Here is a 23,551-nt window from a genome sequence, read left to right as displayed (position 1 = left end):
AATATCAAAATATATGATAAAAATCATAAAAAATGTTTGTAATATTCAAAATATTACTAATTTAGCAGTGTTAAACATTGAAAATTTCGATGAAAGAAACACAAAACTTCAATTATGGCAACAAAAACAATAATTATAATAGGAAACGGGATGGTAGGAAACAAGTTTTGCGAAAAACTACTTGAAAAATCAACCGATTTTAAATTAATTATATTCAGTGATGAGCCATATAGAGCTTATGACCGGGTACATCTCAGTGATTACATCAACAAAAAGCCTCTGGAGGAACTATATATGTGTTCCGAAGATTGGTATTCATCAAAAAACATAAGTCTTCATCTCAATGATCCTATTGTTCATCTTGACGTGACCAAGCAATACGTTGAATCGGGAAGAGGCATTAAATTAAACTATGATTATTTAGTTTTTGCTACCGGATCTTCCGCATTTGTCCCCAATATACCCGGCATTGAAAAAGAAGGTGTTTTCGTATACCGCACGATTGAAGATCTTGATCTAATTAAAGCATATGCTGGCGGGGTACAAAAAGGAGCTGTAATAGGCGGTGGTTTATTAGGTCTCGAAGCAGCAAAAGCGTTAATGGATCTCGGTATTTCAAAAACTAGCGTCATTGAGTTTGCGCCTCGTTTGATGCCGAGACAAATAGACCAAGCCGCCAGCACGGTTCTCCAGCAGAAATTATCTGCGCTGGGACTAGAAACCCTCTTGAGTAAAGCAACCGCTTCTATCGAAGGAGATCAAAAAATACAGCATTTACATTTTACCGACGGAACTATATTAGAGGCTGATATGCTTGTGATCTCCGCCGGTATTCGGCCCCGCGACGAACTGGCGTTAAAAAGTGGAATCGTAGTTGGTCCCCGTGGCGGTATTGTCGTCAATAAACACATGCAGACCAGTGAACCTAATATCTTTGCTATTGGTGAATGTGCACTCTTCGAAGAAATGATCTACGGACTGGTAGCGCCAGGTTATGAAATGGCAGAAGTGGCAGCCACTACCATATGTGAAGGCGACAAATCATTTAAGGGTTTTGACATGAGTACCAAACTGAAGCTTATCGGTGTAGACGTAGCCAGCTTTGGCGATCCCTTCATTGAGGAACCCTATGCGCGAACCATCGTATTTGAAGATAAAAATAAAGGTATATATAAGCGTCTTAATTTAAGTCCGGATGGCAAACATTTACTTGGTGGCATGCTCATCGGCGAAGCCAATAGCTACAACATGCTATTACAAACGGTGAACAACCGCTTGGTACTGCCTGAAAACCCAGAAGATCTGGTATTTGGTGAGCGCAGTGCTTCAGGACAAAGCGCATCGACGGGTATTGCAGCGTTACCCGATGATGCATTAATATGTAGCTGCGAGGGAATAACAAAAGCACAAATCTGCCATGCAGTAACCGAACAAAACTGTGAAAATGCCGATGCCGTTAAAAAATGTACCAAAGCCGGTTCGGGCTGCGGCGGATGTGTGCCAATGGTCAAAGATTTGGTGACCATGACCTTAAAACAACAGGGTAAATATATTCGAAATGTAATCTGCGAGCATTTTCAATTGAGCAGGCAAGAACTTTACGATCTTGTCAAAATACACGAACTTAAAACATATGACGAAATCTTAGACGGCCTAGGTAAAGGAGATGGCTGCGAAGTCTGTAAACCTCTCGTTTCTTCCTTGTTAGCAAGTACATGGAATGAAATGATCCTCCAAAAAGGCAACGACACCGCCCAAGACAGCAATGACAGGTTTTTAGCCAATATCCAAAAAGGTGGAACCTACTCTGTAGTTCCGCGTATTCCTGGAGGCGAAATTCGCCCCGACAAGCTTATCGTGATTGGGCAAGTCGCCCAAAAATATGGACTATACACAAAAATAACCGGCGGCCAGCGCATTGATATGTTTGGCGCACATCTCAATGATCTTCCATTTATCTGGGAGGAATTGATTGAGGCAGGCTTCGAAAGCGGCCATGCTTACGGCAAGGCCCTACGAACCGTAAAAAGCTGCGTGGGGAGCACATGGTGTCGATTTGGGTTACATGATAGTGTGTCTTTCGCCATCCGCATCGAAGAACGTTACCGTGGCATACGCGCGCCGCACAAATTCAAATCTGCGGTAAGCGGCTGCATCCGCGAATGTGCAGAAGCTCAAAGTAAAGATTTCGGTATCATCGCGACCGAGAAAGGCTGGAATCTATATGTTTGCGGTAACGGTGGCAGCAAGCCACAGCACGCATTATTATTAGCAAGTGATATAGACAGCGAAACCTGCATACGCTATTTGGATAGGTTCCTTATGTTTTACATCCGCACAGCGGATCCGCTTACCCGTACCGCCACTTGGCTTAATAAAATGGACGGAGGTATCGATTATTTACGGAATGTCATTGTGAATGATAGCTTGGATATGGCACAACAATGGGAAGAAGAAATGGAGAAACTGATACTTGCATACACTTGCGAATGGAAGGCAGCAATCGAAACTCCGCAGATTCGCAAACGCTTTTCTCACTTTGTGAATGTACCAGATGAAAAAGACACTTCCGTCCGGTTTGAAGAAATGCGAGGACAGAAAAAGGCAGCAGACTGGAATACCCCATCCATCACATCCTAAAATTATACTAAAAACAAATACTATGAAAACATTAACCAACACCAAATGGTTGACAGCCTGTCATGTCGACGATGCAGTAGAGAACGGCGGCGTCTGTATAAAACATGAGGACCAACAAATAGCACTTTTTTATTTTACCCGCAGGAATGAGTGGTTTGCCACACAGAACGAATGCCCACATAAGAGACAAATGATCCTGAGCAGGGGTATGATCGGTTCACTCGGCGAAGAGCCCAAAGTAGCCTGTCCGTTTCATAAGAAAACCTTTTCCCTTCGCACGGGAGAATGTCTCTCTGGTGACGAATGCGCTATAAAGACCTTCCCTGTAAAAGTTGAAGACGGTCTAGTGTATATCGGTGTAGAATAAATAACCGAGCTTGCTAACTCACAACATAAATGCGAAGCATTCATGAATTCAATTGAATACAAGTATAAATGAATCACCGAGCTTACGAGCTCACGAAGTAATTCTATACCGATGAAAGTTACATACCAGATTTATATCCTGATCATCTTGATCTGCTCACTTTTTTCCAAAGACGGAAATGCCCAGACTACAAAGTTAAAAGCATCACTATTCGAGGGCATACTCGTTGGAGGATATACCGATGGAGGTGCGTATATCAATTGCACAGGTCCAGCCGTCAAATACGTAGTCAAAAAAATACCTATAATGGCGGGACTGTTACCTTCATTAAAAATAAAAAAGGATCAAGCCCAAGACGGGGCTACACACAATTCAATAATCACACCCACATTAGGCTTTGGTTTAACAGCATGCTATAAGCACTTGGTTGTTCAGCTTCCGGCATTTTATTCCGCAAAAACAAGTACATCGGATGGCCTATGGAAATTAGGAGCTGGAATAGGCTATAAGTTTTAGAAAAGCACGGTATTTCCCATCTTTAATCGGGGTTATCTAAATATTTTTTTTTAAAAATTTCTACTTTGGGTTCACTGTGGATTTTATTAAATGGATCATAATAGTAGATACGGTCGGCCTTATATAGCTGCATATGTTTCGCTAAAACCTGTTGAAAATCTCCAAAATTCTTACGGTCATTTTTTGTCCAAGCTGTTTCAGCCAAAGCCGCAATACGTGGAAACACCATGTAGTCTAGCTTATCAGCTGTCGCAACACGTTCTGTCCACAAATTTGCCTGTACACCCAATATTTGGCCCGTATACTGTTCCTTGATTTTTAACTGATCCATATCATAGTTATAAACGCTTTCAAGCGGATTAAATGCACTCCCCCATTTTCTACCATAGCGATCCTTTTCATCTTGTACAAAATCAAAATAAAAAGGAAGACGCGGACAGATCACAGTGGCATATCCATTCTTCAGTGCCAGTTCCAGCTGGGGAATTTTATCATGTCTCCACCAGTACTGGATTGTTTTATCCTTCGGAAGGCCTGCATCCGCCATTTCGTCCCACACCACTAATTTGGCTCCCATATGGTATACCGAGTCTGCCATACGTCGCATGAAATGCGTTTCCACCTCTTTATTTGTTTTGTAGTTATACGTTAATTTCATCTTTTGGATACTCGTATCTGCATTCCATGCCTCACTTCCAAAGGAAACTTCGTCCCCACCCAAGTGCAGCATATTAGAAGGAAAAAGCACGTTTGTTTCCTTCAATATGTTAGTTAGGTATTCATACGTACCTTCTTTAGCCGGATGGAATGTAAAATCGGGGTGATCTTTCGTTCCACCACCACTAAACTGCGGATATGCCCGATTCGCTGCTGTCGCATGGCCAGGCATATCTATCTCGGGAATCACGGTTATGAATCGTTCGGCAGCATAGGCGACAATTTCCCGAATATCCTCCTGTTTGTAATATTGTGCGGGGGTTAGTGGATTCGTATACGAACCCACACCACCTACCAATGTCAAGAACGGATATTGTTTGATCTCGATCCGCCAGGCAGGTTCATCTGTAAGGTGCCAGTGAAATTTATTCAGCTTATAAAACGCCATCCAATCCAGGAGCTGCTTTACCTTCTCTTTACCAAAGAAGTGACGCGATTCATCCAACATAAAACCGCGCCAACCATACGCTGGAAAATCCACTATTTTCAGGTTTGGTATCTTTAATCCGGCTGGGGTTTCGTAAAAGGCCATTAACTGAAGAAGGCTATTTACACCGTTAAAATACCCATTCGGATGATTTGCTACGATCGTAATTTTGTTATCCGAAATATAGAGTTCATATGCCTCTACATGTATCCCTTTAGCTGCTTTCAGCTGCTTAAAGACGATCTGCGCCACTTTATCCTTATTTATCGTACTATAGATTTGATATTTATCCGCCAATGCATGCCGTAAATATTGAACCGTTGCCATTTCTACCTCACTATTAGTAGAAAGATTCATTACCTTCCCGATAAACAGACTATCTTTCAGAACCGTCACCTGTTGAGGTTGAGGGATAATACCGATATGTTGCGCAAATAGCGATTGTCCTGCGATGAATAGCATCGGTACAAAACTGAATACATTTCTTAACTTCATTACTACACGTTTATTTTACGAGTTTGCCCGCTCGTTTAAATTGATCATTGCTTTTCTTATTCTAAAGATAAAGAATAATAGTTTGTATTGAATTCGGACAATCGTTTGCTCAATTTCCGAAAACGATGTAGTAATGGTGTTTTTGTTCGTTATTTCCAGCCACCGCCCAATGCGCGATATAAATCCACATGCGACTGTACATGTTGCTGACGGAGTTCTACCAGATCCAAATCACTGCTCAAGGCGCTGCTTTGTGCAGTAATTACTTCGAGATAACTGGCATATCCACTCTTAAAGAGCAAAGTTGCATTTCTAACCGCTAGTTGCGAATTTTCAACCCGTCTTCTGGCATATTCTAGCTCCTCACGTTGCTTTTCGATCGTAACAACCGCATTGGACACTTCGTTGACCGCTTCTACTACTGTCTGTTGCAGATCAATTTCCATTTTATCACGCTCCAACCGTGCAATTTCATAGCGTGTCTTCAGCGTCCTATTTCTGAAAATAGGAGTAGTAATATCTCCAGCAATACCTCCCAATAATGCTCCTGGTATATTGAACCAGTTTTTAGGTAACATCGCATTAATTCCCATAGATCCTCCGATATTCAAGGCGGGATAACGCATAGCCTGTTGTATATTAGCATGTGCATTCGCCGCGATCAACTGAAACTCTGCAGAACGAACATCTGGACGATTCCGTATTACATCTAACGGTGTCGCCAATGTAAACATCATATTTTCGGCAAACGCCTGCGTAAAACCAGCTTCTCTAGGTATAGAATCTGGCATTTGACCAGCCAAAACACGCAACGCATTTTCTTGCACAAAAATCTCTCTCTCCAATTGCGGCACTAAAGATGCCGCCAACAAACGCTGAGATTCCGTTTGTTGAATCGCCAAAGCCGTAATCTCTCCTGCATCATATTGGAGCTCTATCATGCGTAAGGTACTATCATTGAGTCTTACGTTACGCTTTGCTACTTCAATTTTCGCATCGAGCATTAGTAAATTGAAATAACCTTTCGCTACGTTAGCAATCAAGCTGGTTTGCACAGCATTTTTTGCCTCAAAAGTATCAAGGTATTCTGCCAGTAGCTGATCTTGTCTGTTACTAATCTTTCCCCAGATGTCTAATTCCCAACTAAAACTTATCTCCGATCCAAACTGGGAAACAGACATAAACATATCCTTCGGCGCATCTTTTTGTTCGGTATTGTACCATTTCGTAGATGGTCCCGAGTTAAAGTCGGAAGAACGCCATTGCCTGTTGGCGCTTCCTATTGTCGCATCGACTGTAGGCAGATAATTTGCTCGATTTTGTCGCAATTGTCGATTTGCAATTTCAAGATTGAGCAGTGCCGTCTTCATGTCATTATTGTGCACTAAAGCCGAATCGATCAACTCCTTTAAGATCGGATCTTGGAAGAACGCGTTCCATTGTATCGTACCCGTATGCGCAGTATCTACTACACCGTTTATCGTATCTCCTCTAAATTCATCCGGCAGGGCCAAATCAGGTCGGACATACTGTTGCCCTACCTTACAACCTGTAACAAATCCAAGGACTACAACCATCGCAATCCACCTCGATTTTGATTTATTCACTTTCATAATCCCCTTCTTTGTTAAACTTATCACTAACCTTTTCATCCAGTGTTTTGAATACGACAAACAATACCGGAATTACAAAGACACCTAAGATTACGCCGACCAACATACCTCCGGCGGCACTGAAACTGATAGAATGATTACCGATAGCAGACGGCCCAACCGTCCACATCAAGGGAATCAATCCAGCGACAAAAGCAAAACTGGTCATTAAAATGGGACGCAGACGTAATTTAGCACCTGTAATTGCTGCATCCACGATACTTAAGCCTTTATTTCTTTCCTGAACTGCAAATTCGACAATCAGTATCGCATTTTTCGCCAACAGCCCGATCAGCATAATCAATCCCACCTGTACATAGATATTGTTTTGTAAGCCCACCAGGGCTATAGCGCCATATACCCCTACCAAACCCACAGGAATAGACAATAATACGGCCCACGGCAAAATATAACTTTCATATTGAGCCGCCAGCAGAAAATACACAAAAAGGATACTCATAGCAAAGATTAATATCGTTTGCGAACTTGATTGGCTCTCTTCAAAACTCATCCCTGTCCACTCGAATCCATAATTTCCAGGAAGCTGCTCTTCGGCCAAACGTTGAATCGCCTCCATGGCATCTCCGGTACTGTAACCATCTGCAGGAGCAGCGTTAACCGCAATAGCGTTGTAGAGATTGTACCTTGTTATTGTTTCAGGACCTATAGCTTTTTCCAACGAAAGTAAGGTATTTACCGGCACCATCTCTCCCGATTTGTTACGCACAAAAATCGAATTGAATGATTCCGGATCCTTGCGGTAATCAAAATCAGACTGTACGTATACCCTATACTGGCGTCCAAATCGACTAAAATCGCCTGCCTGCACCCGCGCAAAATAGGTCCGGATAGTCGACATCAGATCTCTGATATCAACTCCCAGTGTTTTTGCTTTTACGGCATCGATATCCACGGTATATTGCGGGAAATTTGCTTTAAAAGTAGTATAAGCATTACCTATCTCCGGGAGTTCATTAAGCTGGCTGATAAAGGTATCTGCAATAGTCGTGAAGTTACGGATATCTCCATCCAGCCTATCTTGCAGAACCAGCTCTATTCCTGCAAAATCACCAAAACCTTGTACCGTAGGTCTCGGGAATACGGTAAACTTTGCCTCATGTAATTGCAATAAATCGTTTCGGATTGTATCCATGAATGCATTGATATTTGTGATACCTTTCCGATCAGCATGCGGAGCAAGATTGATATAACCCGCGGCAAATGCCGCACTGGAACTACCATCCAACGCATTATATCCCGATACCGTCGTCATACTCACTACCTCTTTCCTTTGGCGCAATATACTATCTGCACGATGCAGCACCTGGGTTGTACGCGCGAGCGAAGCGCCAGGCGGCATCGCTAAGTTATAAGTTATAAAACCATCATCTTCTGTTGGAATAAAACTTTTTGGTGATTTCAGCATTAAGAAAGCACCTAATAACGTGACAACCAGTAAACCTGCCCACGCCATCCCCTTATTTTTAATCAAGAATACCACGCCTTTGATGTATCTGCCTGTCAAACGATCAAACGAAGTATTAAATGCGGTAAAGAAGCGTGATTTAAATGCCGCAAATTTGCTTTCCTTTACCACTGGTGCATCTTTTTCAGGATGCATATGTGGGGGTTTGAGTAACAGTGCACACAACGCAGGGCTCAGTGTCAAGGCATTAAGTGCCGATATCAAAATTGCCGTCGCCAGTGTATACGCAAACTGTCGATAAAATACGCCCGCCGGCCCTTCCATAAAACCTACTGGCAGAAATACCGCTGCCATCACCAAAGTAATCGATAATATCGCACCTGTAATCTCCGACATCGTGATTAACGTTGCGGCTCTCGCTTTTAGCCCTGTACTGTGCATTTTCTGATGAATTGCCTCGACCACGACAATCGCGTCATCCACTACGATACCAATGGCGAGCACCAAGGCAAACATGGTGAGTACGTTGAGCGAGAAGCCAAATAACTGTAAAAAGAAAAAAGTACCTATCAAGGAAACTGGAATTGCTATTGCTGGAATCAACGTAGAGCGAAGATCCTGCAGGAAGATAAATACAATAATAAATACCAGTATAAAGGCTTCAAATAACGTGTGTTTCACCTGATCAATCGATTCATCAATCTGATCCCTTACCGAATAGGTGATATCATATTTTATACCTTCAGGAAAAGATTTAGCTTGTTGTTCTAGCAGTGCCCGCACCGCCACGTCTATATCATGTGCATTTGATCCACTCGTTTGTGTCAAATTAAGCGTTAAACCTGGATAACCATCTACCTTGTTATCCGAATTGAGATTAGTTGCACCAAATTCTATCCGGGCGATATCTTTGAGGTACAAGATAGATCCGTCTACATTTGTTTTAATGACCACATTCTCGAATTCCTCCGGTTGGCTAAAGCGTCCCTTATGCCGGATGACTGTTTCGAATACCTCATCTGAAGTTTCACCAAATTTTCCCGGAGCAATCTCAAAATTCTGATCCTTTATGGCATCCATTACATCCTTCGGCACGAGATTGTATAAGGCTAGCTTTTCTGGATTCAGCCATAAGCGCATCGCATAATCACGGGCACCCAAACGGGACACCTGCGCTACGCCATCTACCCGAAGCAAAGGTCGCATCAGATTAATCTGTGCATAAGCCTGTAAAAAGGTTTCGTCGTACAGACTATCCGTATGATCAGAATACAAGTTGATGGTCATAATGACACCACTTTGCCTCGGCATTACTGTTACACCCGCCTCATTTACTTCGGCCGGTATAGAACTGATTGCTTTAGAAATCCGTGTTTGTACATTAACGGAAGCAATATCTGGATTTGTACCCGCTTTAAAGAATACCAAGACCGTTCCTGATCCCGAATTGGACGCTGTAGATCGGATATAGGTCATATCTTCCACACCATTGATTGCTTCTTCAATAGGGAGCAATACACTTTTGGCGACCGTCTCCGCATTTGCACCCGGGTAGCTTAATGACACCACCACACTGGGTGGCGCTATTTCCGGGAAACGCGTTACCGGCAGCAGTTTCATGGACACTAAGCCCAGAATAACCAATAAAATAGAGATCACGGTAGCTAATACCGGACGACTAATAAATGTTTTTAGCATAAATAGTATTTACATCGCCTATTCGCAGATTTGCGAATAGGCATTAACGAATGTTACTGAGCCTGATCAACAGGCATGACCAACGATCCGTCAGTTAACTTATCAAATCCACTTAAGATCACACGATCACCTTCTTCAATACCGCTAGAGACAATATATTTATCTTTACTTTGCCCAGCAATTGTGATGTTACGGCGTTTAGCCCTGTTGCTGCTGTCTACCACAAATACAAAAGTCTTATCCTGAAGCTGTGTCGTCGATACCTGCGGTATCTGCAAAACGCCTTCTTTAACTTCCGAAATCTTTAGTGTGCCGCTACTGCCCGAACGCAATATATTATCCTTATTCAAAAAGGTGGCACGCAATGAAATCGCACCGGTAGCCCGGTCAACCTGGCCATTAACCGCATCAACCAATCCCTTTCTGGCATATTCCTCCCCGTCGGCCAACACTAAGGTAACCTCCGGAAATGTTAGTTTTTGGTGTTGATTATACTGCCGTCCTTCTATACTATCTTTCCGGGCTTGTGCTTTGGAAAAATACAAAAAGTCGGATTCGTTCATCGCAAAATAGACATATACTTCTTGAATATCGGACAAATATGTCAACGGTTCTTTATCTCCCTTGGTCACCAAATTACCGATACGTTTAGGTATACGGCCGATATAACCACTAACCGGAGCTGTAATCACAGTAAAATCTTTGCTAATCTGTGCGGTTCGTACAGCTGCTGCTGCCTGATCCAAAGTGGCTTTTGCCACCTGATATTCCGCTTTGGCAGCCGCCAACCTAACCTCTGAGATGACCTCATTAGCAACCAAAGGCTGCAAACGATCTACTTCGAGTTTGGCATTTTTCAATTTAGCTTGCGCTACCTGTTCCGTGGCGACCATATTATTTAGGTTTTCCTGATAAGTAGATGGGTCCACCTTAAATAATTTTTGTCCTTTTTGCACATATGCCCCTTCATCTACATATATCTCTTGCAATAAGCCCTCCACCTGCGGACGGACTTCTACATTGACCTTTCCTTCGATTGTACCCAAATAATCCTTTACCGTCACGGCATCCATTCGTTCTACCACATAGACGGGAAGGGCTAACGCCTTGGTCGATTCGGTATTTTCTTTTGACTTCCCATCAGTACAACCAACCGTCAGGAACATCGAACTAAATAAAATAAATGAGCTTGTTAATGTTAATAAAATAATATGCTTCACAATATGTTTTTTCAAAGTTACAGACTCTTATGTAATATATTTATTACACAACTTCCCTATATTAACGTCCCTTTTCACAATTATTATACCACTTAACATTAATTAACAAGATGTTTTGTTTGGCATATATCGAGGCAAGTTAATAAGCAACTGTTTTATAGAAAATTACAACAAAACGCGCGTTTCTATGTCAATATTATTTTCTAAATCCGTATCAATTTTTATTTATCCGGTCTAGCCTTCTGATTACAGGTGCATTTAATTTAATACTGGTTTCCGACAACAATACATGCTACTATTAAAAAGTAAATTAGAATTTTCTAATCTCTCTCTATTGCTTAACAAATTCGGTAAATTTGTATTTGATTTACAAGGCAATGCAGATTTTGGTAATTGAGGATGATAAGCGAATCAGTGATTTTTTGATTAAAGGTCTAACAGAAAATGGCTATTTGGTCACGTTATGTGCAAGTGCAGAAAAAGCCACGGCAGATTTTCTACATCTACCTTGGGATCTGTTCATTATCGACGTCATGCTTCCCGCCATGGATGGTATACAGCTGGTCGAAATTATCCGTTATAAAAAGATTAAGATCCCTATATTGATGCTAAGTGCGTTAAATGCTGTCCAGGACAAAGTTAGCGCGCTTGACTATGGCGCAGATGATTACATTACGAAGCCTTTTCATTTTGAGGAATTACTTTCACGTATCCGTGCACTCACACGGCGTTATCAACTGGATATTCCTACAACGCGATCAAATCAGCTACATTTCGGAAATCTTCTGATTGACCTCAATCAGTTTCAGGCCTTCTTACGACAGAAACCTCTTGAGTTATCTCCCAGGGAGTTCAAACTATTGATTTATCTTACAGAAAACAATGGGAAGGCCGTAAGTCGTACACACATATTAAACGCCGTATGGGGAATAAATTTCGACAACCAAACCAATGTAGTCGACGTATACATTTCCTATTTGCGCAGCAAAATCGAAAAAGAGGGAGACAAATTCATTTATACCGTCAAAGGTATAGGATATATGTTCAAAAAGTAGCGATGAAGTTAAAAGACCGTTTGTCCCTCTACGCCGTAACGGCATTCTCCATAGTGATGCTTCTTGCGTCCACGCTGATCTATATATCATTCTACAAATGGATGGTGCACAACCAATTTCGGGAGCTCCAAAATAAAACCCTGCTAGCAGCCGTATTTTATTTAGAAGCAGACGAACAGAGCCATCCAGAACGAGAGAGCGTTAAAAACCAGTTACAAAAAACAATCTCCCGGACTAATATTGCTATTTATAACAACTACAACATACAGAAAGCAGGAGAAATGAATGTCGATACAGCTATTACCACGGCATTTATCAACAATACCCGCGACCAACATAAAGGTAGCCTCGTTACCCAAGACCATTTCTATCATGGTATCTTCTATCAAGACAATGAAGGTGATTTCGTCGTCATTACACGCGAATGGAAAGGAAACTTCAACGCGCAGATGCAGTCTCTTTTATACATTCTTATCGCTGCCTTCATCTTTGGTATTGTTCTTATTTATATTTTTTCACAGTTCCTCGGTCGGGTTGCATACGATCCCATCCTGAAAATGATGAAGCAGATCAAGGATCGAGACGAGAAGAACTTCCAAGAGCCATTAATTCTTCAAAACTCCTACGCGGAAATCACCGAATTAGTTCAAACCTACAATGTTTTTATCGAAAGGCTGGGACAAACATTCGCTATACAAAAAAACTTTATAGACTACATATCCCACGAACTACGAACTCCTATCACCGCCCTTCTCGGAACACTAGAGGTTACCTCTAACAAGCCCCGAACAGACGAAGAATACAAACAAGTGATCAAACAACTGAAGCAGTACACCTTGGATCTGGAAACCAGCCTGGACAACATGATGCTTCTTTCGGGAGCAAAAACCAACTTCGAATTCAAAAGTATACGTGTCGACGAAATTATCTGGAAAGTAATAGAGGATGCATATCTATATCACAAAGCCCAAATACAGGTGACAATGGATGTGCAGGAACCCAATGCGCTAAACCTCTATGGAAATGCCAGGTTACTAGAATCTGCCATCAGCAACATCATAGAAAATGCGATAAAATATTCAAGTAATCAACCTATAGAAGTTCACATGAACATGGTAAATGATCGATTAGTCGTACGTATCATCGATAAGGGCATAGGCATTCCATCTACCGAGCTCAAAAATATAACCCAAAACTTCTATAGAGGAACGAATACAAATAACTTCCAAGGGAAGGGAATTGGTTTGTCCATGTCGGGCGTTATCTTCACGTTACATCAGATAAAAATGGAAGTGAAATCCGATTCAACCGGTACGCGTATAGCGTTGACATTCTAATCCAATTCTAATTCAGTTAAAATCGGCCCTTAATAGTAGGACTTTACTTTTGTACCCATATAAAAGAATATGGCACAAAAGTATATAATTGCATTTTTGATTTTTTGTCTGCACAGCTCATTGCATGCACAAGAGTTCAATTCCGACAAGCCTCTTGAGATCACTGATCTTGAGGGAATGTTTTTGGAACGCAACTATCAATTATTAGTTGCGAAATATCAAATCGACCAAGCAGATGCTCAAATCTTACAGAGCAAATTGTTTCCGAATCCCAGATTCGGCATCGATGAGGCGAATCTTTGGTCTAATCCAAGCAGCGAACGCCTGCCTTACCTATTTGGTCCGTACGGCAGTCGGCAACAGATTTCCCTAGAACTCGAACAACTAATCGAAACAGCCGGAAAACGCAAAAAACGGATTGCGTTAAAACAATTAGAAAAGAACACCGCTCTTTTGGACGTTGAAGAAACCTTAATCAGTTTACGTCTCGATTTGCGCAACACCTTCATTTCCCTACAAAAGTTAACAGCACAAGAGGTAGAAGTACGTCAAATGGTCGATTACCTAACCCGATTAAAAGAGCAATATACCCGGCAATCGAAATTGCAAACCATCTCAAAAGTGGACTACTACCGTGTACAATCTGCTTTAATTACATGGAAAGAACAGCTAACCAACCTCACTGACGAACAGATACAGAAACTTAGTCGACTCCGACTGTACACCCAGCAACCGCTTGAACTCGCACACTTAGCCTTATCCACAAAAAGACTACATAATTTAAGTCTGCGGGTGCCTATGGACCTCATGGAGATAGCACTTTATAATCATCCAGCAATTAAGCAATCAGCAAATGACCTTTCCATATCCCACGCGGAGCTTGCAATTGAAAAAGCGGAACGTATCCCCGATATTACCTTTCAAGTTAGCTACGATAGAGGGGGAAATATCATGCGGGATTTCGTGGGCGTAGGGATCAGTGTAGATTTACCTCTCTTCCATAAGAATCAAGGACATATCAAAGCGGCTCAAATCGGAATCAAACGCGAACAAGAAAAAAGAGTTGGTCTAGCATTTGAACTGAACAATAACCTACAGCTACTTACACGCCAGTTGAATCTTTACGAAAAAGAACTCCTCGATTACACGAATGGATCTCCAGATGACTTTAAAAACATGATAGACACCTATGCACAAAATCTCACAAACAATCAAGTAACCCTGATGGAATTTATCGATTTCTCAGAAAGCTATATTGCAGCCAGACGTGCTTATCTCGAGTTACAGGAAAGATATTACCACACATTTGAAGAACTGCAATACCGTATCGGAAAAGATTTATAATTTATGAAAAACACACTGTATTTACTAACATTCGCCATTACTTGTCAATTGACTAGTATTTCATGTCAACGCAATAACTCCCCTACCCAGGCGCCCTCACCTGCCGGGGATGAGGAGTTTTGTTTCCCCGAAGACTTAAAGCAAAGCACAACCATAGAAACCGTGCTTTATCAACCCATACAAGAGCAGCTTACCTTAACAGGAAAAATTGAATACAATGAAAATGATTTCATCGCGTTCAAGAGCCTCCTGGAAGGCATCGTACAAGAGGTCAACTTTGAGCTTGGAGAATATGTCCAAAAAGGAACGGTATTAGCGGTTGTACGTTCGCATCAGATTCAGGAGCAATATCAACAAAAGCGACATCTTGAAAATCAGTTAATTCTACTCAAAAAACAATTAGAGACCAAACGAATGCTCCTTTTAGATGGTATGGCTTCCAATCCCGAAATACTAGAACTTGAACATACAATTGAGAGTACACGGATAGAGTTAGAAAAGATCAACCAAGGCCTGCTCCTTTATCGTGCAGATACAGAGACGGGCAATTTCAATATCGTAGCACCGAAAAATGGTTATATCGTGCAAAAAAAAATCAGCTCCGGCCAACCTATTGGTGTAGAGGGAGACCCACTGTTTTCCCTGTCCAATCTAAAGCAGGTCTGGGTTATGGTCAATATCTACGCCAGCAACCTCAAATATATCAAACAAAACGACCCCGTTAAGGTCAGCACGATTGCATACCCAGATCAATATTACAGCGGAAAAATAGACAAAATTTATCCGGTATTTGATGATGATGAACACGTTCTCAAAGCACGGGTTGTGTTGGATAATCCCGACCTCCGCCTCATGCCCGGACTTAGTGCCGATATACATATCGACAAGACCCGGTCCTCCGATTACGGTTATGCTATTCCTAATAAGGCCATTATATTTAGTAAAGACAAGCAATACGTCGTACGTTATCATTCCGACTGTGACCTACAGCTCTTTCCAATCGTGCCTATCGCATCCAATGCACAGTATACTTTTGTAAAAGAGGGGTTTTCAGAAATGGACAAAATTGTGTGCACCAATACCTTATTGATATTCGAAGAATTAAGTAAATAAAAGAACCCGAGATGCAAAAATTCGTACAGCATATTGTTTCCTTCTCTTTAAAAAATGCGCTATTTGTACTTTTAGCAACGGTTGCATTATTAAGCGGCGGAATCTACAGCTACATACATACCCCCATAGAGGCGTTTCCCGATGTGACTAATACACGCGCCCGTGTGATCACCCAATGGCCCGGACGAAGTGCCGAGGAGATCGAGAAACTCGTCACCCTTCCCATATCCAAAGTGATGAACAGCATCCCACGAAAGACAGATATCAGGTCCGTTTCACTCTTCGGGCTTTCGGTCGTGACGGTTCAGTTCGAAGATGGCGTGGACGACTTCTATGCACAACAATATGTCTCCAATAAATTAAACAGTGTGGAGCTTCCCGCTGGCGCGGATCCCAGTATCGAACCTCCTTCTGGAGCAACAGGAGAAATCTTTCGCTATGTCATTCAAAGCGATCTTCCGCTGAAAGAGATTACTGCCATACAAGATTGGGTCATTGAACGGGAACTGTTAAGCGTGCCTGGCGTTGCCGATGTCATTAGTTTTGGTGGAGAAGAGAAGATCTACGAAATAAAGATTAATCCCACCGAGCTGAAGAACTATGACTTATCTCCGCTCGATGTGTACGAGGCCGTTTCAAAATCCAACATCAATGTTGGAGGTGATATTATCCAGCAAGGTAGTCAGACCTATGTCGTGCGAGGCGTTGGGCTATTGGATAAAATTGAAGACATCGAGAATATCACGATCCAATTGAATGGCTCTACCCCTATCCTCATTAAAAATGTAGCAGAGGTCGAGGTTGCACATAAGCCTCGTCTTGGACAAGTTGGACTAAACCGTCAGGACGATCTGGTACAGGGGATCGTCGTTATGTTACGGGGCGAAAACCCCTCAGAGGTAGTCGCTCGCCTTAAGGATAAGATAGAAGAGCTTAACCAACGCACGCTACCGGAAAATGTAAAGATTGAGACGGTCATCGATCGTACGCAATTAGTGAACAATACAGTGTACACGGTATCCAAAAACATGATCGAAGGAATTCTATTGGTTTCCCTTATTGTATTCGTGTTTCTTTATAACTGGAAATCAACACTTATTGTTGCTTCGGTAATTCCCTTATCCTTTCTTTTCGCTATTATCATGCTGCGTATACAAGGGCTTCCCGCGAATTTAATTTCGATGGGTTCGTTGGATTTCGGGCTTCTTCTGGAAGGCACGCTTGTTATTGTAGAGACTGTATTCGTCGCGTTGGCTGCAGCTTCCCATAAGGTAGGTGCAGCACGATTTGCCAAGATGAGTAAGATGGGTATCATTAAAAAAAGCGCAAACAGTGTAGCTTCTCACATTTCCTTTGCCTTATTAATTCTCATCGTTGCCCTGCTGCCCATTTTTTCCTTTCAGAAAGTTGAAGGGAAAATGTTTACCCCACTTGCATTTACCCTGGGTTACGCCCTATTGGGCTCCTTGCTGCTGAGCCTCACCTATGTGCCAGCAATGTGCAAGCTCTTATTTACGAAAAACATCCAAGAGCGGGAGAATGTTGTTACCCGCTTCTTTCAGAAAACAATCTATGGATTATATAGGTTCGCTTTTTCACATGGTAAAGCCACCATCGTCATATTTTTGGCCGTTCTTTCGATTTGCACCATTCGGTTTGTCCATTACGGATCCGAATTCTTGCCCAAGCTCAACGAGGGTGCTATTTATATCCGTGCAACCTTACCCAATAGCATCAATCTTGAGGAATCAACGAAGTTGACACAGGAGATGAAAAATCTTTTGTTAGACAATTTCCCCGAAATCCACTTTGTGCTCACCCAAACCGGCAGACCCAATGACGGAACAGATCCAACCGGATTTTTCAACATTGAATTCAATGTGCAGTTAAAAAATGAAAAAGATTGGCTTCGTAAAATTTCCAAAGCTGAAATTATACATGATATACGCGTCTTATTAAATCGCTATCCGGGCATTAACTTTGGTTTTAGCCAACCTATTCAAGACAATGTGGAAGAGTATGTTGCCGGTGTCAAGAGCGCACTGGTCATCAAGATATTCGGAGATGAATTAGCTGAGCTGGAAAAATACGCCGACCACGTTGCTCATTCGATCCAGAAAGTCCCCGGAATAACGGATATCAATGTGTATAGAAATCTGGGACTGCCGGAATTACGAATCCAATTACACGACTCCAAAATGGCCAAGTATGGTGTGAGCACCGCCGATGTACAGGCTGTCATAGAAATGACGATCGGCGGACAGTCGGCAACCAAATTCTTTGAAAATGATAGGCAGTTTGACGTTGTCCTCCGCTTCGAAAAGCAATATCGCGATACCCCGGAGAAAATCGGTAATATCCTTATTCCCACGAGCAATGGACGTGGAGTGCCCCTGCAGGAAATAGCAAGTATAGGATATAAAACAGGACCGGCCTTTATTTATCGAGAGGGTAATAGCCGCTATATCGGAATAGGATTTAGCATCGAAGGCCGTGATCTTGGAAGTACCATTACCGAGGCCAAGAAAGTTGTAGCAGCCGACGTTAAGTTGCCAAAGGAAAAACATATGGAATGGGCAGGTGAATTTGAAAGCAAAGAACGATCTACCAAACAACTGGCGACGGTTGTTCCACTATCCCTCATGCTTATTTTAATCCTTCTCTATGCCAATTTCGGGAACATGAAAGATACATTGATCTCCTCGATCACACTGCCTTTTGCTTTTATCGGAGGATTTATTTCGCTTTGGATTACGGGTACTGTATTTGGTATTTCGGCCGGAATAGGTTTTATCATCCTCTTTGGAGTAGCCACCATTGATGGTATTGTTCTAATTGGTGTCATGAAAAGCAATCTTCAAAAAAAGATGTCGTTAATCAGCGCCATCGAACAGGGTGTAAAAAGCAGAATACGACCCGTTGTTATGATCGCTTTATTAGGTTCTATGGGTTTATTGCCTGCGGCATTATCACATGGCATGGGTTCCGAAATACAAAAACCTCTTGCGATAATGATAGTTGGAGGGTTATTGATTTGCCTGATTCTTTCCTTTATGGTATTACCCGTATTGTTTTATTACGCCTACCGCAATACCGGTGATAAGGGTAAATTAGGATAGCTGTGCTATCCTAATTTACCTTGAACTATTTGGTCAATGGAATAAATGTAAACATCCATTTGACCGGGTTCTCCCAGTCCTTTCCTTTAAAACTACCCACTGGTAATTTAATTAACACGTTGTTCCAGCCTTTTTTCATACGGATGAGGGTTGGTTCTCTAAATGAATATCCTTCGTCGATCATGGGTAACTCCAACTGTCCTTCCTTGCCCGCCTGCTGCCAATCAGGCGGATTGACCGGTAGTCCGTTTACCCAAACAAGGCTTTTTCGATTGTCCCAATGTCCATAGATCGGAGAATCACTTGCATACGATCGTGACAAGTTATCAAACCCGATCCAAAACGGCCGATCCTCTTCCCGATCGCTCCATATCTGCGTCCGCGCATACCATGTCGTATTCGGTTGCGGATTGTCAATCACACCTTTTAAGACATCCGACCACCAATGCCTTAATACTACTGTACCACCCTCAGCACTAAAATGCGGCTCCAAGGTAGTTTCTGTTACACTTTCCGGATCAAAAGACCTTGCCAGATCGCCTTCATTATCATAGGGACCTATAAAGTCCCACTTTATATCCGCTTGTCGTACATAAGGAAAAGGAAGTGCAGAGAAATAGCGTGTTTTATGCACTAACAATCTATCTTCAAACGCCCTAAAGTCGGCATACTCCGGTTTATCACGGTTTACGATGTTGCAAACCCAGCCGGGTTGTCCGCCACCCCGCCATGAACGTTCAGCAAATGCAAGCAGTCCGGGGTATACCGCATTTTGTAAAAAGACATCCCTCTCATGCGACACCGCACGATCCGGCCAGGCACACAGAATCCCGCCCAACAAGTTAGCATTACCTGTTGTCTGTTCACCAATTTGCCGGTGAAACAAGGTAACCACCGTTTCGAGTGGATCCATATGATTAATATAAAGATGTTTCGAGTCTACAAATCTATTCTCCAGATCCGGCGTAATAGGTTTCGGACCACCCATCCACAATTGGCGGATCGTATGCGGGCTTAGGTTTCCTCCCGGATCCCATCCAATCGTCTGTTTACCCAAGCTGTCGATGAATGCAGTCATCTCGGGCAAAAAGTGCTGGTTTGTAATCTTAACCTCGTCGCCACCGATATGAAGATAGGGAAGTTCAGGATAAGTAGCTACGAATTCTCTGACCAGATCTTTCACAAGTCGCGTTCCTTCCACAGATTGCATATCCACCTGAAATACCCTTCGAAAAGCACCACTGTGTCCGGGCATATCAATTTCCGGAATAAGCGTAATATGCCGATCCAAACAATATTTAATCAACTCTTTAAAATCCGCCTCTGTATAATAATGTCCAGCCCAACGTAACATATTTGTAGACTGTGTTAACTCAGGATATTTTTTACTGACCAGTCGCCAGGCGATATCCTCCGTAAAGTGAAAATGAAAAATATTCATTTTATACCGTGCCATCACGTCGATTTGCTCTTTAAGAATCTCCATGGATTGGTAATTCCGGCCTACATCCACGAGATAACCGCGCCAAGCATACGAAGGCCAATCTTCGATTTCGCAGGTATAAACCGACTGCTTCCCACTATACAACTGCCTTAACGTATGGAGTCCATGATATATTCCCACAGCATTGCCAGCGATGAGATGGATTTTTTGTCCATGCACGGTCAGTTTATAAGCGCCTTCGGCGCGCCAGAATTTTTCAGCGGCATCCAATTGCAATACTACGGAAGTTACTTTGTTCGCCTTCTCAGTCGGTGATCCCAGGGAGATCCCCCATTCCTCACAAATTTCCGTTAAAAGCCGTATTTCATTCGCCAGTTTTACTGTATCATTTGCATACAGTTGCAATCCGTTCGTTAAATCTATGGTTACGTTTTCCCATTGCACCTTTTGCGGCAAAGGAATCAGCGAAGGCACGGATTGTGCATAGGCCGAAAAACAGATTCCCACCCAGACCCATACATACGATATAAATTTTAACATATACTTACTATCTCAAATTCACCGGTACAAATACAATTTCTTTATAATCATCCTTCTCATAAAGTACACCTATTTCCTTTTTGCCGATTTTTACGATATCAGAATAAGCGGCAAAAGACCCCTTATATCCAGCGGGAGATTTAGCAATTACCTTTTCAAGATACCAGGTTTTTCCCCCATCTTTGGAGAGGCGCAACGTTAAATTGTCCCGATATTTTTCATCTGCGGCATTGCACACCGCTAAGACGTACTTACTTCCTTTTTTCCAAGATAGTGTACTACCCTGATTAACAGGATCAGGAAGATTTTTATCATAGAATGTCGTATCCCAGGAGGCTCCTCCATCGCTGGAATACGACACAATACGGGTTCTTACATTTCCCTGTTGATTGCGCGTATTCATATACAATCCATTTTTAGAGATCTGTGCCGCCATGGTTTCATTTCCCCCTTCGAACGTAATTTTGTCCGCGATCTTAAAAGTTTTCCCATGATCGTCCGAATAATAGGCATGTGCATAATAATCACGTCCGGCAGATTTTGGTTCACCTGCAGAATGATTTGCAGGAATATATATCCTTCCTTTATATGTACCCGAATCAAATTGCAGACCATGACCAGGTGTATTTGCATAAGCTCTCCAATCCGCATCAAAATTATATGTTGCGTTCAGTTGCGGTTGTTTGGGACGGTGTACTTCTGTAGTAATGTTGGCCGCTTCAGACCATGTCTTCCCGCCATCCGTTGATGTAATATACCAGGCCTCGCGCAGTCCATTTCCTTTTCTCACCTCTGCTTCATGGTTGTTACCGGTATTGTAAAACAAGAAAATACGACCATTTGGATATGCCGGATCCAGCAAGTCCACTATAGGAGCAGCATTTCCCGCTTGCAGTTTATCATAGTCAACAGCTATATGTAATTTACCCCAAGTTTTACCGTTATCCGAACTGATTTTATATACAATATCCACATTGCCATAATCACCAGCATGATCTACACGGCCTTCGGAAAAAGCCAATAAGTCTCCATTCTTATGCTTTATGATAGCTGGTATACGATAGCTTGCATATCCTTCCTCTCCGGATCTAAACACGACAGATTCCTGTGCAAAAATACTTGTACACAAAAACATCAGGCCCAATAGCCCAGTCATTGATTTCTTCATATCTATTACTTTTTATTAATATACTGTTTCAATAGCTGTAGACAATACCATTCCTGTCTAGGTAAGTGAAAGGGACCTTTAAAAAGGTTCCCTTTTGCTGTTTGCGCAATGGAGCCATTCCGATGCAAATAACCGAACCATTCACCGTGTTCCTTATCATGAAAATGTGTATATGCATATTCATGTATTGCGCGGTGCATTTCCGCATATTTTTCATCTCCCGTCATCAAGAACGCCAATAATGTAGCAATGATGGTTTCATTTTGCGGCCACCAAAATTTCATATCCTGCCAATATTCCTGTACCGGTTTGTTAAACACATCCCTAAAATACAAGATACCACCGTGTTCTTTGTCCCAACCACGTTCCCACATATAATCAAGCATACGGCAACCTAAGTCTGTTAGATGTGGATCATGATTTCTATACTTCGCTTCATGTAATATAAACCAGGCCCCTTCAATCGCATGCCCCGGATTTAAAGTCCTTCCGTCAATGTGGTCGATTATAGATCCATCCAATGCCACTTGTTCCATTACGCATTGGATATCCTCTTTCACAAAATACGTTTCAATTTCTTGTATCCAACCGGCAATTGCATCGTCACACCGACCATCACCGATGTTTTCACGCAGCTGCTGTGCGGTATTGATCATGATCATCGGGATACCTATCCCTTTTGTCGGCCGTGTATCTTCGTATTTAGACGTCATGCGCTTTTCGCCACTTGCATATGCGATACAAGTACCGAATATCTCACGGGCAAGCTCAGCCGCATTTTCATCCCCAGATGCCTTAGCATACGCTGCAAAAGCGATTACCGCAAATGTTTCTGAAAAGAAGTACCTACGCATACGAATCGGATTACCCCTCTGGTCGACGTGAAAATAGAGTTTACCCGCAGCGTCAAAACACTTATCACGGATAAATTCATAGCCCAGTTTCGCACCGTCCAACCATTCCTGCTTTGACTCTACCGTATTATATAAAGTCGCCAATAGCCAACAAGCCCTTCCCTGTATCCATACCGCTTTATCCGTATCTATCAATGTACCATCTGCATCACGCATTAGGAGGTATCCCCCATTTTCCGTATCGTATGACCGTGGGAACCAAAATGGAATCGTATCATTTACCAATTGGTCTTTATAAAAAGAAGCCAATTCTTCTAATTGTTGTTGCGAATACATATCTAATTAATCTTAAAACTAAACGTAGAGACTGGCACACCGGCCTCATTTACCAAGTTTGCACGGCTAAATGGGGCACAGTA

15 protein-coding genes are annotated in these 23,551 nt (G+C 42.3%); 8 read left to right on the top strand and 7 right to left on the bottom strand.

The genetic code is table 11. The features are described from left to right. Window positions 1–114 precede the first annotated feature (114 nt). The 3 genes from nirB to FAZ15_RS10290 all read left to right on the top strand — a co-directional run bounded on the left by nirB (window position 115) and on the right by FAZ15_RS10290 (window position 3,523). Window positions 115–2,640: a nitrite reductase large subunit NirB gene (nirB, locus tag FAZ15_RS10300; RefSeq protein ID WP_136901238.1), complete on the top strand. Its 2,526-nt coding sequence runs from the start codon at window positions 115–117 to the stop codon at window positions 2,638–2,640. A gap of 22 nt (window positions 2,641–2,662) precedes the next feature. Beyond that, entirely contained in the window at window positions 2,663–3,007 is a 345-nt protein-coding gene (nirD, locus tag FAZ15_RS10295; RefSeq protein ID WP_136901237.1) for a nitrite reductase small subunit NirD, read from the top strand. Window positions 3,008–3,118: 111 nt separating this feature from the next. Next, window positions 3,119–3,523: a hypothetical protein gene (locus FAZ15_RS10290; RefSeq protein WP_238387216.1), complete on the top strand. Its 405-nt coding sequence runs from the start codon at window positions 3,119–3,121 to the stop codon at window positions 3,521–3,523. A gap of 22 nt (window positions 3,524–3,545) precedes the next feature. On the opposite strand, the gene FAZ15_RS10285 is transcribed toward FAZ15_RS10290, so the two are convergent. From FAZ15_RS10285 to FAZ15_RS10270, 4 genes are all read right to left on the bottom strand, one after another. Then, entirely contained in the window at window positions 3,546–5,162 is a 1,617-nt protein-coding gene (locus FAZ15_RS10285; protein ID WP_136901236.1) for a beta-N-acetylhexosaminidase, read from the bottom strand. A gap of 149 nt (window positions 5,163–5,311) precedes the next feature. Further along, on the bottom strand, window positions 5,312–6,775 hold the full coding sequence (locus FAZ15_RS10280) for an efflux transporter outer membrane subunit (protein ID WP_136901235.1): 1,464 nt from the start codon (window positions 6,773–6,775) through the stop codon (window positions 5,312–5,314). Beyond that, window positions 6,762–9,938 carry an efflux RND transporter permease subunit gene (locus FAZ15_RS10275; RefSeq protein WP_136901234.1) on the bottom strand — a complete coding sequence of 1,059 codons (3,177 nt, stop codon included), beginning with the start codon at window positions 9,936–9,938 and terminating at the stop codon, window positions 6,762–6,764. The genes FAZ15_RS10280 and FAZ15_RS10275 overlap by 14 nt, the downstream gene beginning before the upstream one ends. A gap of 53 nt (window positions 9,939–9,991) precedes the next feature. After that, window positions 9,992–11,173, bottom strand: coding sequence for an efflux RND transporter periplasmic adaptor subunit (locus FAZ15_RS10270; RefSeq protein ID WP_238387215.1), 1,182 nt, complete (start codon window positions 11,171–11,173; stop codon window positions 9,992–9,994). A gap of 362 nt (window positions 11,174–11,535) precedes the next feature. On the opposite strand from FAZ15_RS10270, the gene FAZ15_RS10265 reads away from it, so the two are divergent. The 5 genes from FAZ15_RS10265 (at window position 11,536) to FAZ15_RS10245 (ending at window position 19,126) form a co-directional block, all read left to right on the top strand. Further along, a complete protein-coding gene (locus FAZ15_RS10265) occupies window positions 11,536–12,213 on the top strand; it encodes a response regulator transcription factor (protein ID WP_136901233.1) in 678 nt (225 codons plus the stop codon). Between the two features lie 2 nt (window positions 12,214–12,215). Next, on the top strand, window positions 12,216–13,550 hold the full coding sequence (locus FAZ15_RS10260; protein WP_202912369.1) for a sensor histidine kinase: 1,335 nt from the start codon (window positions 12,216–12,218) through the stop codon (window positions 13,548–13,550). A 69-nt stretch (window positions 13,551–13,619) separates the two neighbouring features. Further along, entirely contained in the window at window positions 13,620–14,894 is a 1,275-nt protein-coding gene (locus tag FAZ15_RS10255) for a TolC family protein (RefSeq protein ID WP_136901232.1), read from the top strand. Window positions 14,895–14,897: 3 nt separating this feature from the next. Next, window positions 14,898–16,007: an efflux RND transporter periplasmic adaptor subunit gene (locus FAZ15_RS10250; RefSeq protein WP_136901231.1), complete on the top strand. Its 1,110-nt coding sequence runs from the start codon at window positions 14,898–14,900 to the stop codon at window positions 16,005–16,007. A gap of 11 nt (window positions 16,008–16,018) precedes the next feature. Continuing rightward, window positions 16,019–19,126: an efflux RND transporter permease subunit gene (locus FAZ15_RS10245; RefSeq protein WP_136901230.1), complete on the top strand. Its 3,108-nt coding sequence runs from the start codon at window positions 16,019–16,021 to the stop codon at window positions 19,124–19,126. A gap of 25 nt (window positions 19,127–19,151) precedes the next feature. Here FAZ15_RS10245 and FAZ15_RS10240 read toward each other — a convergent pair whose 3' ends face one another. Genes FAZ15_RS10240 through FAZ15_RS10230 form a run of 3 tightly spaced genes read right to left on the bottom strand, consistent with a single transcriptional unit; the run spans window position 19,152 to window position 23,468 of the window. Beyond that, the gene (locus tag FAZ15_RS10240; RefSeq protein ID WP_136901229.1) at window positions 19,152–21,110 is read right to left on the bottom strand and encodes a family 20 glycosylhydrolase; all 1,959 of its coding nucleotides are present in this window, start codon (window positions 21,108–21,110) and stop codon (window positions 19,152–19,154) included. Window positions 21,111–21,117: 7 nt separating this feature from the next. Then, window positions 21,118–22,278 carry a sialidase family protein gene (locus FAZ15_RS10235; protein ID WP_136901228.1) on the bottom strand — a complete coding sequence of 387 codons (1,161 nt, stop codon included), beginning with the start codon at window positions 22,276–22,278 and terminating at the stop codon, window positions 21,118–21,120. A 5-nt stretch (window positions 22,279–22,283) separates the two neighbouring features. Further along, window positions 22,284–23,468 (bottom strand): AGE family epimerase/isomerase, encoded by a 1,185-nt coding sequence (locus FAZ15_RS10230; protein ID WP_136901227.1) that lies wholly within the window; start codon window positions 23,466–23,468, stop codon window positions 22,284–22,286. Between the last annotated feature and the right edge of the window lie 83 nt (window positions 23,469–23,551).

The sequence above is a fragment of the Sphingobacterium olei genome (assembly GCF_005048855.1).
Lineage (GTDB): Bacteria > Bacteroidota > Bacteroidia > Sphingobacteriales > Sphingobacteriaceae > Sphingobacterium > Sphingobacterium olei.
Note: the sequence above shows the minus strand (reverse complement) of the source record. Positions and strands in the feature narration are given on the sequence as shown.